Origin of the sequence: Rathayibacter sp. AY1E6 (genome assembly GCF_002931115.1) — a bacterium.
Classification (GTDB): Bacteria; Actinomycetota; Actinomycetes; order Actinomycetales; family Microbacteriaceae; genus Rathayibacter.
The window spans coordinates 107,350-116,635 of record NZ_PSVK01000008.1 but is presented as its reverse complement, the minus strand read 5'-3'; the positions used below and the strand labels follow the sequence as shown (position 1 = coordinate 116,635).

Here is a 9,286-nt window from a genome sequence, read left to right as displayed (position 1 = left end):
GGGCGTCGCTGTGCGACGAGCCGGGCGGGGGCGTCGCTCAGGGCGTGGTGCTCGAGTGGTCGGCGGAGTCGGTGTATCGAGACTTGCGGGGACGACGAAGGGCCGCCCACCGGGGTGGACGGCCCTCGTGGGCGGAGGGGGCTACTCCGCGGTGGGAGCGTCGACGCCGGGCTCGGCGGTGGGAGTGGGGAGCGCGGTCCGGGCGGGGTCGGCCGTCGGGGTGACGGTCGGCGTCGCGGAGGGCGCGGGGGTCAGCGTCGAGTAGGCCTCGAGGGCGTTCGTCAGGACGGGGACGAGGAGCTCCTTGCCCTGCTCGGAGCCGTACTGGAAGTAGACGGGGAGCAGGCCGCCGGGGATCGTGTCGATGTCATCCATCTGGACGGCCTCGGTGCTGTCGGGGCGGACCTCGGTACGGCCGGGGACGGCGTCGACGGTGTCGCTGGTGCGGCCCGCGGAGCCCTCATACTGCACCTCGACGCTCAGCGCCTCATCGGTGGAGTTCACGAGCGTCACGATCAGGGTGCCGGCCTCGCCGTCGTCCGAGACGATCATCGCGTTGCGGATGGCGAGATCGCCGATCGTCGCGCCGACTCCGTCGCTCGGGTCGTAGATCTTGCGCGTCGCCTGCGGGGCGACGAGGTTGCAGCCGGCGGTAGCGAGGGCGACGCCGACCGCGAGAACGACGGATGCAGCGATACGCGCCTTCACAGGAACCTCCAGATCGTCGGCCCCGCTCGCCCCGGACAGGGCGACTTCACTGTGCACGAGCCGACACCAGGCTAGCGTAGCGAGCACCGCGGCTCCGCCCGTCCGGACTCCCGTCCCGCTCGGCGCGCATGGTAATCTGTCCGCCGCTGAAAGGACGTCGCATGCAGTTCGAGGTCGGAGAGACGGTCGTCTACCCCCATCACGGAGCCGCCACGATCGCCGAGGTGAAGACCCGGACGATCAAGGGCCAGGAGAAGACGTACCTGAAGCTCCGCGTCGCGCAGGGCGACCTCGTCATCGAGGTGCCCGCCGACAACGTCGACCTGGTCGGCGTCCGCGACGTCATCGGCCGCGATGGCGTCGAGCGCGTGTTCGAGGTCCTGCGCGCCGAGGTCGTCGAGGAGCCGACCAACTGGTCGCGCCGCTACAAGGCCAACCTCGAGAAGCTCGGGTCCGGAGACGTCGTCAAGGTCTCCGAGGTCGTCCGCGACCTCACCCGCCGCGACCGCGACCGCGGCCTCTCGGCGGGGGAGAAGAGCATGCTCGCCAAGGCCCGCCAGATCCTCGTCTCCGAGCTCGCCCTGGCCGAGAAGACCGACGAGGACGCCGCCTCCGTGCTCCTCGACGAGGTCCTCGCATCCTGAACGGTCCGGCCGGCGCGCCGACCGCGGCCGTCGTCGTCGTCGCCGCCGGCAGCGGCACGAGGCTCGGCCGCGAGCGCCCCAAGGCCTACGTCGACTGCGCGGGGAGGACGATCCTCGAGCGCAGCCTGCGCACGGTGCTGCTGCTCGCGGAGCCGGTCCAGATCGTCGTCGTGGCTCCCGCCGCCCTCCTCGAGGAGACGGCCGCTCTGACGCACGCCGCCGGAGCCCCGGACGGCTCCGTCAGCGTCGTCGCCGGAGGCGCCAGCCGCCAGGAGTCGGTCGCTCGAGGGCTCCGGGCGCTCGGTCCGGCCGTCGAGACGGTGCTCGTGCACGACGCCGCCCGCGCCCTCACGCCCGTCGACCAGTTCGAGCGGGTGATCGCGGCGGTCCGGGAGACGGGCGGCGGAGTGATCCCGGGTCTGCCGGTCACCGACACGATCAAGCGCATCCGCGCCGACGGCGGGATCCTCGGCACGGTGGACCGCTCCGAGCTCGCCGCGGTGCAGACGCCGCAGGGCTTCCCGCGCGCGCTCCTCGACGAGGCCTACGCCTCGGCGGAGGAGGACTTCACCGACGACGCGGCGCTCCTCGCCTCGCGCGGCAGTCCCTCGATCGTCGTCGCCGGCGACCCGCTCGCCTTCAAGATCACCACCCCCTGGGACCTGGCCCGCGCCGAGCAGGTGCTCGCACCGCCGCCCGCCGTCGTCGTGCCGCGCGTCGGCATCGGCACGGACGTGCACGCGTTCGACGACGCGTCGCCGCTCTGGCTCGCCGGGCTGCACTGGCCGGGGGAGCGGGGCCTGTCCGGGCACAGCGACGGCGACCCGGTCGCCCACGCGATCTGCGACGCGCTCCTGGGGGCGGCGGGTCTCGGCGACATCGGCTCCCGCTTCGGCACGGCCGACCCGCGCTTCGCGGACGCCCACGGCGAGGTCTTCCTCCGCGCGACCCGCGAGCTGGTGGAGGCCGCCGGCTTCGCCATCGGCAACGTCTCGGTGCAGCTCATCGGCAACCGCCCGAAGTTCTCGCCGCGGCGCGAAGAGGCGCAGAGGCTGCTCTCGGAGCTGCTCGGCGCACCGGTCAGCGTCGCCGCCACCACCTCGGACGCGCTGGGCTTCACCGGCCGGGGCGAAGGGGTCGCCGCGACCGCGACGGCACTCGTCCTCCCCACCCCCGCTGTCGCCCGGTAGTCCCCGGGCGGAGCCGCCGACCCGGCCGGGAGCGGTCCGCCCGGTAAACTCGCCCGCGTGACTCTGCGACTGCATGACTCGAAGGCCCAGGCCCTCGTCGATTTCGTCCCCCTCCGCGAGAACGAGGTCGGGATGTACGTCTGCGGACCCACCGTGCAGTCCTCGCCCCACATCGGGCACCTGCGCTCCGCCCTCGCCTACGACCAGCTGCGCCGCTGGCTGGCGTACCGCGGCTTCCAGGTCACCCTGGTGCGCAACGTCACCGACATCGACGACAAGATCCTCGCCATCGCCGAGGACGCGCGGCGTCGGGCGCCCGAGGGCGCGCCGGTCGAGCAGTGGTGGGCCCTCGCCTACCGCGTGGAGCTCGAGTTCACCGCCGCGTACACGGCCCTCGGCATCCTCCCGCCGACCTACGAGCCGCGCGCGACCGCGAGCATCGCCGAGATGATCACGCTCATCCAGACCCTGATCGAGCGCGGTCACGCCTACCCGGCGCCCGACGACTCCGGCGACGTCTACTTCGACACGCGGTCCTGGCCGGACTACGGCTCGCTCACCCACCAGCGCCTCGAGAGCATGGAGGCGGCGACCGACGCCGACCCGCGCGGCAAGCGCGACCCGCACGACTTCGCTCTGTGGAAGGGCGCCAAGCCGGAGGAGCCCGAGTCGGCCGCCTGGGCCTCGCCGTGGGGCGCCGGGCGCCCCGGCTGGCACATCGAGTGCTCCGCGATGTCGACGAAGTACCTCGGCACCCAGTTCGACATCCACGGCGGCGGGCTCGACCTGCGCTTCCCCCACCACGAGAACGAGCTCGCCCAGTCCAGCGCCGCCGGCCACGCCTTCGCCAGCTACTGGCTGCACAACGGCCTCGTGTCCGTCATCGGCCAGAAGATGAGCAAGTCGCTCGGCAACTCGGTGTTCGCCTCCGAGCTGCTCGAGGCGGCCCGCCCGCTCGTCGTCCGCTACTACCTCGGCTCGGCCCACTACCGCTCCACCCTCGAGTTCCACGACGGGGCCCTCGAGGAGGCCGAAGCGGCGCTGGAGCGGATCGAGGGCTTCCTCGAGCGCTCCCGCCGCCGCCTCGACGGCACGCGGTTCGCCGCGCTCGGCGAGCCGGTGGTCCCGGAGGAGTTCGCCGAGGCGATGGACGACGACCTGTCCGTCCCGCAGGCCATCGGCGTCCTGCACGAGACCGTGCGCGCCGGCAACGCCGCCCTCGACGCCGAGGACCTCGGCTCCGTCTCGGCCCTGCGCACCCAGGTGCTCGCGATGGCGGCCGTGCTCGGCATCGACCCGGAGGCGCCCGAGTGGGCGCGCTCCGACGACGAACCCTCGTACCGCGCGCTCAGCGTGCTGGTCGACCGCCTGGTCGCCGAACGCCAGACCGCGCGCGAGCAGCGCGACTGGGCGAGCGCCGACCGCATCCGAACCGATCTCGCCGCGGCGGGAATCACGATCGAAGACACCCAGACGGGTGCGCATTGGAGTCTCGATGGCGAATAAGCCCGGCCGCCCCGGAGCGGTCCGAAAGAAGAGCAAGGGCAAGGCCGTCGGTTCCGGCGGTCAGGGCCGTCAGGCCCTCGAGGGCAAGAAGCCCACGCCCAAGGCCGAGGACCGGCCCTACCACCCCGCAGGCAAGGCGAAGCTCGCGCGCGAGCGCTTCGTCGCCGCAGGCGGCAAGGGCCGCCCCGGCGGAGCCCTCTCCGCGGCCGCCCGCGGACAGGGGCGCCCCGCTCCGTCGCGCAAGCCCAAGAGCGGCGACGACTTCGAGATGGTGACGGGCCGGAACTCGGTCCTCGAGGCGCTGCGCGCCAGCATCCCGGCCACCACCCTCTACCTCGCGACCCGCATCGAGATGGACGACCGGGTCAAGGAGGCGCTCAAGATCGCCACCGCCCGCGGCCTTCCCGTGCTCGAGGTCATGCGCCCGGAGCTCGACCGCCTCGCCGGCCCCGACTCCGTGCACCAGGGCCTCGTGCTGAAGGTGCCGCCCTACGAGTACGCCCACCCGAGCGACCTGCTCGAGCGCAACGTCTCCCGCGGAGCGGTCCCCCTCCTCGTCGCCCTCGACGGCATCACCGACCCGCGCAACCTCGGAGCGATCATCCGCTCCGTCGCCGCGTTCGGCGGACAGGGCGTCATCGTCCCGCAGCGCCGCTCCGTGGGCCTCAACTCCGCCGCCTGGAAGACCTCCGCCGGAGCCGCCGCACGCATCCCCGTCGCGATGGCGTCCAACCTCACCGCCATGATCAAGGACTTCAAGCGCGCAGGCGTCTTCGTCATCGGACTCGACGGCGACGGCGACGTGATGCTGCCCGGCCTGGAACTCGCCGACCGGCCGCTCCTCGTCGTCGTCGGCAGCGAGGGCAAGGGCCTCTCCCGCCTCGTCACCGAGCAGTGCGACGCCGTCGTCTCCATCCCGATCAGCTCCGCCACCGAATCCCTCAACGCCGGGATCGCGGCGTCGGTCGCGCTCTACGAGATCTCCAAACTCCGCTCCGCCTCCGAGTAGCGCGGGCACCGGCACGGCGATCTGCGGCGTTGTCGTCGGGTGCGATACCGCCGGTATCGCTTCCTCCTCCGCCTTGCAGCTCACCGCGCCGGCACCCGCGCTCCAGGTCTGGATGTCAGGGGCGCCGCCTTCGGCGAGCGGACAGGGGCGCCGCCTGCGGCGAGCGGACCGAGTGCGCCGCCTGCGGCGAGCGGACCGAGTGCGCCGCCTGCGGCGAGCGAGCCGGGGGGATGCGAAGAGGGCCCGTGCTGACAGCGCGGGCCCTCTTGCGGTGGGGGGGGTCAGACGTTCTTGGTCCAGTCGACGTCGGCGTCCTCGTCGGTGAGCTCGGCGTCGCCGGACTCGTCGAGGACGAGGTTCGGGAGGGTCAGCGCCTCGGTGGGAGGAGCGATGACCGTCGCCTCGTCGCGGCGGTGACGCAGGATGTCGTTCACGTAGGCGGTGACCGCCTCCGCCAGGGGGACGTCGCGCGCCTGCTGCTGCGACATGAACCAGCGGTGCTCGAGCAGCTGGTGGAACATCTCGGCCGGCTCCAGGCGGCCCTTGAGATCACGGGGGATCGAGCGGATGACCGGCTCGAACACCTGCGCCAGCCACTCGTGCGCCACCATCTCCTCGTCCAGGCCCTGCTTGTCGTAGGTCGCCGTGTACGAGTCGAGGTCGTTGAGCAGGCGTCGCGCCTGGTTCTCCTGCGCGTCCAGCCCGGTGAGACGGAGCAGCCGCCGCTGGTGGTGGCCGGCGTCGACCACCTTCGGCTGGATGCGCACCGTCGACCCGGCCTCGTCGGTCTTGATCGCGAGCTCCTCGATGTCGAAGCCCAGCTCGTTCAGCCGGTTCACGCGGTCGTTGATCCGCCAGCGCTCCGACGTCGCGAACGACTCGGCACCGGTCAGCTCCTTCCAGAGGCTGCGGTACGCCGCGACGATGCCGTCGGAGACCGTGATCGGGTCGAGGTCGTCGTCGACGCGACCGCCGGCCTCGAGGTCGAGCAGCTCGCCGGCGATGTTGACGCGGGCGATCTCCAGATCGTTCTCGCGCTGGCCGTTCGAGAGGCCGCCCGAGTAGAGCTGCCCTGTCTCCGCATCGACCAGGTAGGCGGCGAAGGCGCCGGCATCGCGCCGGAAGAGAGTGTTCGAGAGCGAGACGTCGCCCCAGAAGAAGCCGATCACGTGCAGGCGGACCAGGAGGAGCGCCAGCGCGTCGACCAGACGGGTCGCCGTGTCGGGCCGCAGCGTCTGCGAGAAGAGCGCCCGGTAGGGGAGCGAGAACTTGAGGTGACGGGTGACCAGCACGGCGGGCAGGGCCTCGCCCTCGTCGTCGGTGCGGTTCGTGATCACGGCGCCCGGCACCACGCACGGCACGTCGAGGCGCTGCAGCGTCTTCAGCATCTCGTACTCGCGCCGCGACATCTCGGCGGTCGTCTCCTTGACGGCGACGACGTGACCGGAGAGGTGGGCGAAGCGGACCGTGTGCCGCGAGATGCCCTTCGGCAGGGCGGCGATGTACTCGTCGGGCCAGTCGTCGAGCCGCAGGTTCCACGGCAGGTCGAGCAGGGCCGGGTCGACGGTGGCCGAGGTGATGTTCAGGGAGCCGGACATGGTGCGCCGTTCGTGTCGCGTGTCGGACGGTGGGGGAGCCGCAGACGACGCTGCCGCCGCCCTGGAGGGGACGGCGGCAGCGTGCGGTGCAGGAGGAGGCTCAGGAGAGGCGCTCGCCCGACTCCGCGTCGAAGATGTGCACGCGGTGGTTCGCGGTCACGTACACGCGGTCGCCCGCGGTCGGGTGCACGCGGCCGTCGACGCGCGCGACGATGTCGGTGCGGCGGCCCTCGACCTCGGTGTGGCCGTAGAGGTAGCCGTCCGAGCCGAGCTCCTCGATGAGGTCGACCTCGATCGGCAGTCCGCCGGGCTGGGTCGAGACGGTGACGTCCTCGGGTCGCACGCCGAGCGTGACGACCTTCTGGCTCGTCTTCGCGAGCGCCTCGCGGGCGATCGGGAGGACGGTGTCGCCGAACTTGACGCCGCCGTCGGTGACGTCCGCGTGGAACAGGTTCATCGCGGGCGAGCCGATGAAGCCGGCCACGAAGACGTTGTTCGGGTTCTCGTACAGGTCGCGGGGCGAGCCGACCTGCTGGAGGAGGCCGTCCTTGAGGACCGCGATGCGGTCGCCCATGGTGAGCGCCTCGGTCTGGTCGTGGGTGACGTAGACCGTGGTGATGCCCAGGCGGCGCTGCAGCGTGCCGATCTGGGTGCGGGTGGACACGCGGAGCTTGGCGTCGAGGTTCGACAGCGGCTCGTCCATGAGGAAGACCTGGGGCTTGCGGACGATGGCGCGGCCCATCGCGACGCGCTGGCGCTGGCCACCGGAGAGCGCCTTCGGCTTGCGATTCAGGTAGGGCTCGAGGTCGAGCATCTTCGCGGCCTCGAGGACCCGCGCGGCGCGCTCGTCCTTGTTGACGCCGGCGATCTTGAGCGCGAAGCCCATGTTCTCGGCGACCGACATGTGCGGGTACAGCGCGTAGTTCTGGAAGACCATCGCGATGTCGCGGTCCTTCGGCGGAACGTCCGTGACGTTGCGGTCGCCGATGAGGATGCGGCCCTCGTTGACCTCCTCGAGGCCGGCGAGCATGCGCAGGGAGGTGGACTTGCCGCAGCCGGAGGGGCCGACGAGGACGAGGAACTCGCCGTCGCCCACCTCGAGGTTGAGCTTGTCGACGGAGGCACGAGTGGCCCCGGGGTAGACGCGGGACGCGTGGTCGAAAGTTACGGACGCCATTGTTCTTGCTCCTTCACCGGCAGGTACGTGCCGGACGATCCGAGTGAATGGAAGTGATGGTCATCATCGCGTGGGCGACTCCGACCAACCGTCACAGTATGCCACGGGGCCGACAGTCGTCGGTCGGGCACCGCGTATCCGTCGTTTGGAGGTTTCCCAGGGCTCGCGCGTAGGATTCCGGCGAGTCGCGCCCGGCGACCCCCTTCTTCCCCCTCTCTCATTCGGAGCGTTCTTGTCATGACCACCGGCGGAGCCAACGACCGTCTCTCGAAGAACCAGCGACGAGAGGCCGCCCGAGAGAAGGCGCGCCGCCTGCGCGAGCAGCAGAAGCGCCGCGACCGCGTGAGCCGCTTCGCCCTGCAGGGCGGGCTCGCCGCCGTCGTGATCGCGGTCGTCGTGATCGTGGTCTTCGCCGTCACCTCGAGCATCCGCCCCGCGGGCCCGGGCCCGGCGAACATGGCGAGCGACGGTGTCGTCATCGGCGAGAACATGGTCGCGCAGACGAGCGGTGCCGTCGCCGCCGACGGGACGCCCACCCCCAGCGCGCTCGACACCTCGGCCGGCACGGTCGACATCCGGGTCTACCTCGACTACCTCTGCCCCTACTGCGGCCAGTTCGAGAAGACCAACGGCGACCAGATCAAGGAGTGGGTGACCAGCGGTGCCGCGACGGTCGAGATCCACCCGATCGCCATCCTCACGACCCGCTCCAACGGAACCAAGTACTCGGAGCGCTCGGCCAACGCCGCCGCGTGCGTCGCGGACCGCTCGCCCGACTCCTTCTTCGACTTCAACTCCCTGCTGTTCGCCAACCAGCCGGCGGAGGGGACAGACGGACTCTCGGACGACCAGTTGAAGGACTACGCCTCGCAGGCGGGCGTCGAGGACACGGCGGCCGTGAACACCTGCATCGACGACCAGAGCTTCGTGAGCTGGGTCCGCGCCGCGACCGAGCGCGCCACCTCGGGTCCGCTGCCCGGCACGGACGTGCCCGCTGTCACGGGCACCCCGACCGTCCTGGTCAACGGCGAGGCGTACTCGGGCTCGCTGACCGACCCGGACGCCTTCAGCTCCTTCGTGCTCTCGGCCGCCGCCGACTCCTACTCGTCGGCGACTCCCGCGCCCACCTCCTCCGAGACCCCGGCGCCGAGTGACACGCCCGCCTCGACCGAGGCCCCCGCGTCGACCGAGACGCCCGCGTCGACCGAGACCCCCGCTCCCAGCGACGCCCCGGTCTCCACCGAGGCTCCGGCCTCCTCCGAGCCCACTCCGGCCGCCGCGGGCTGAGCCCCGGACGCGCAGGAGCCCCGCGCATGCAGAAGGCCCCGACCGCACACAGCGGTCGGGGCCTTCTTCTCTCCTGAGCCGACGACGGGACTTGAACCCGTAACCGCCCGATTACAAGTCGGGTGCGCTACCAATTGCGCCACGTCGGCAGGTGCGCTCGCGCGCCC

Annotated in this window: 8 protein-coding genes and 1 tRNA gene; 5 read left to right on the top strand and 4 right to left on the bottom strand. The window is 71.7% G+C overall.

Annotated elements, in window-relative coordinates:
* Nucleotides 1-141 precede the first annotated feature (141 nt).
* Complete coding sequence (locus C5C46_RS09375; RefSeq protein WP_146076504.1) at nucleotides 142-765, bottom strand: hypothetical protein; 624 nt, start codon at nucleotides 763-765, stop codon at nucleotides 142-144.
* A gap of 104 nt (nucleotides 766-869) precedes the next feature.
* Between C5C46_RS09375 and C5C46_RS09370 the strand changes: the two genes are divergently transcribed.
* Genes C5C46_RS09370 through rlmB form a run of 4 tightly spaced genes read left to right on the top strand, consistent with a single transcriptional unit; the run spans nucleotide 870 to nucleotide 5,057 of the window.
* Nucleotides 870-1,352: a CarD family transcriptional regulator gene (locus C5C46_RS09370; protein WP_104226484.1), complete on the top strand. Its 483-nt coding sequence runs from the start codon at nucleotides 870-872 to the stop codon at nucleotides 1,350-1,352.
* Complete coding sequence (ispD, locus tag C5C46_RS09365; RefSeq protein ID WP_181131429.1) at nucleotides 1,346-2,542, top strand: 2-C-methyl-D-erythritol 4-phosphate cytidylyltransferase; 1,197 nt, start codon at nucleotides 1,346-1,348, stop codon at nucleotides 2,540-2,542. The genes C5C46_RS09370 and ispD overlap by 7 nt, the downstream gene beginning before the upstream one ends.
* A 57-nt stretch (nucleotides 2,543-2,599) precedes the next feature.
* Nucleotides 2,600-4,048, top strand: a complete 1,449-nt coding sequence (gene cysS / locus C5C46_RS09360) for a cysteine--tRNA ligase (protein ID WP_104226483.1) — start codon at nucleotides 2,600-2,602, stop codon at nucleotides 4,046-4,048.
* A complete protein-coding gene (rlmB, locus tag C5C46_RS09355) occupies nucleotides 4,038-5,057 on the top strand; it encodes a 23S rRNA (guanosine(2251)-2'-O)-methyltransferase RlmB (RefSeq protein ID WP_104226482.1) in 1,020 nt (339 codons plus the stop codon). Before cysS ends, rlmB begins: the two co-directional genes overlap by 11 nt.
* Before the next feature lie 281 nt (nucleotides 5,058-5,338).
* Here the strand turns inward: rlmB and C5C46_RS09350 are convergent, their stop codons facing one another.
* Complete coding sequence (locus C5C46_RS09350) at nucleotides 5,339-6,655, bottom strand: DUF4032 domain-containing protein (protein WP_104226481.1); 1,317 nt, start codon at nucleotides 6,653-6,655, stop codon at nucleotides 5,339-5,341.
* Between the two features lie 100 nt (nucleotides 6,656-6,755).
* The gene (locus C5C46_RS09345; RefSeq protein ID WP_104224593.1) at nucleotides 6,756-7,832 is read right to left on the bottom strand and encodes an ABC transporter ATP-binding protein; all 1,077 of its coding nucleotides are present in this window, start codon (nucleotides 7,830-7,832) and stop codon (nucleotides 6,756-6,758) included.
* A gap of 237 nt (nucleotides 7,833-8,069) precedes the next feature.
* On the opposite strand from C5C46_RS09345, the gene C5C46_RS09340 reads away from it, so the two are divergent.
* The gene (locus C5C46_RS09340) at nucleotides 8,070-9,119 is read left to right on the top strand and encodes a thioredoxin domain-containing protein (protein ID WP_104224594.1); all 1,050 of its coding nucleotides are present in this window, start codon (nucleotides 8,070-8,072) and stop codon (nucleotides 9,117-9,119) included.
* A 76-nt stretch (nucleotides 9,120-9,195) separates the two neighbouring features.
* Here C5C46_RS09340 and C5C46_RS09335 read toward each other — a convergent pair.
* A tRNA-Thr gene (locus C5C46_RS09335) sits at nucleotides 9,196-9,268 on the bottom strand.
* Nucleotides 9,269-9,286: the final 18 nt, after the last annotated feature.

What these genes read in the sequence shown, in the direction of transcription:
- C5C46_RS09340 (WP_104224594.1), top strand. Translation starts at nt 8,070, where the DNA reads ATGACCACCGGCGGAGCCAACGACCGTCTCTCGAAGAACCAGCGACGA.
- C5C46_RS09350 (WP_104226481.1), bottom strand. Translation starts at nt 6,655, where the DNA reads ATGTCCGGCTCCCTGAACATCACCTCGGCCACCGTCGACCCGGCCCTG.
- C5C46_RS09370 (WP_104226484.1), top strand. Translation starts at nt 870, where the DNA reads ATGCAGTTCGAGGTCGGAGAGACGGTCGTCTACCCCCATCACGGAGCC.
- rlmB (WP_104226482.1), top strand. Translation starts at nt 4,038, where the DNA reads ATGGCGAATAAGCCCGGCCGCCCCGGAGCGGTCCGAAAGAAGAGCAAG.
- C5C46_RS09345 (WP_104224593.1), bottom strand. Translation starts at nt 7,832, where the DNA reads ATGGCGTCCGTAACTTTCGACCACGCGTCCCGCGTCTACCCCGGGGCC.